Source organism: Thermogutta sp. (assembly GCF_014359955.1).
GTDB lineage: Bacteria > Planctomycetota > Planctomycetia > Pirellulales > Thermoguttaceae > Thermogutta.
On sequence record NZ_JACIYL010000892.1, the window covers coordinates 1 to 1,688 of the forward strand.

Below are 1,688 nucleotides of genomic sequence, written 5' to 3' on the forward strand. Positions count from 1 at the left end.
GTGTATTTCACTTCACGGAATTCGGTACGACGCGACGGCCTCCGCGATTCTTTGCCGTTTTCTCCGATAGGCGGCATCGGACGGCATGAAACCGCCACCAAAGACATGCAGGCGATCAAGACAGGCAGGCTGGTGTTTTTCACGCTGGGCGCACCGTCCCGCATTAGCCACCACCAGATTTTCTGTATCATGGCGTTTTCCCGCACGTGGTGCTTTCCTCAGACAGAAGGGGGTGCTTGCTCTGGCCTGGACTGGTCAGGGAGCCCACGGCCAGTCGTCTCCGAGCGCTTCTCGCTGGAGACGCGTCAGTTCCGCGATTCCCTGAGCAGCCAGGTCCAGGATGCGTTCGAGGAGCAGCCGATCGAAAGGCTCGTGTTCGGCCGTCCCCTGAATCTCCACGAATTTTCCGCTCCCCGTCATGATAACATTAAAATCCACCGCCGCTTCATTGTCTTCCTGCTGGTTAGGATCCAGGACCAGATCCTCGCCCCACTGGGCCACGCTGACGGCCGCGACGCTGTCACGGAGGGGCAAACGCTCGGGGTTGGGGAGTTCCGCCTGAATCGTGCGGAGAGCATCCACAAGAGCGATGAACCCTCCGGTGATGCTGAGCGTGCGCGTACCGCCGTCCGCCTGAAGGACGTCGCAGTCGATCGTGATGGTGCGAGGTCCCAGCGCCTGGAGATCCACCACGCCCCGCAGGCTGCGGCCAATCAGTCGCTGGATTTCGGCCGTACGGCCTTCCACCCGGCTGCGCTCCCGCTGCTTGCGCGGGGACGTGCTGCCGGGCAGCATGCTGTATTCGGCGGTGAGCCAACCGCTCCCCTGATCCTCCAACCAGGCGGGGACCTGCAGCTCCACATTGGCCGTGCAGAGGACGATACTCCGCCCGGCAGAGATGAGAACACTTCCCGCGGAAGCCGTTGTGAAGCGCCGCTGGATCGTTATCGGACGCAACTCGTTCCAGGTTCGACCATCCCCGCGCGTCACCACGTCGCTGTCTCCCTGTTCACAACGCTCAACGGCCTGGCTTGATTCCTTCACGCATGCGCCCCGAGAAGCCACGCCAGGATGCCCTTTTGAACGTGTAACCGATTGGCAGCCTGCTGGAGGACGACGCTCTGCGGCCCATCGATCACCTCGTCCGTCACCTCTTCTCCCCGATGAGCGGGCAGGCAGTGCATGAACACGGCACCTTTCTGCGTATGGGCCATGAGCTGGGCGTTGACCTGATAGGGCGCGAAATCCCGACGCCGCTGTTCCGCCTCTGCCTCCTGGCCCATGCTCGTCCAGACGTCTGTATAAATTGCGAGCGCGTCCCGCACGGCGTCCTCGGGGCGATCCACCACCTCGAACTGGAAATCGGGATGTTTTTTCCTCAAGCGATCGACAAACTCGGGTTCGAACCGATACTTTTCCGGGGTGGCCATGACAAATCGCACACCGAGCTTGGCGCAACCTTCGGCAAGGCTGCGAGCCACGTTGTTTCCGTCACCCACCCACGCCAGGGTATGCCCCCGCAGTTTACCCGCAATTTCTCGCAGCGTGAACAGGTCGGCCAGCGCCTGACAGGGATGAGCGTAGTCGGTCAGACCGTTGATCACCGGGCAACTGGAGTAGCGGGCGAGTTCTTCCACCGTTTGATGTTTATTACCGCGAAAGACGATAACATCGACATACTGGCTGAG

Annotated in this window: 3 protein-coding genes; all 3 read right to left on the reverse strand. The window is 61.4% G+C overall.

What is annotated here, in order from left to right:
* Nucleotides 1-191 (reverse strand): hypothetical protein (locus H5U08_RS17960; protein WP_297036269.1); only part of this gene is annotated, 191 nt, incomplete at its 3' end.
* 64 nt (nucleotides 192-255) lie between these two features.
* The gene (gene rph, locus H5U08_RS17965) at nucleotides 256-990 is read right to left on the reverse strand and encodes a ribonuclease PH (protein ID WP_297036275.1); all 735 of its coding nucleotides are present in this window, start codon (nucleotides 988-990) and stop codon (nucleotides 256-258) included.
* A gap of 50 nt (nucleotides 991-1,040) precedes the next feature.
* The coding region (locus tag H5U08_RS17970) for an ornithine carbamoyltransferase (RefSeq protein WP_297036272.1) at nucleotides 1,041-1,688 on the reverse strand (648 nt) is incomplete at its 5' end.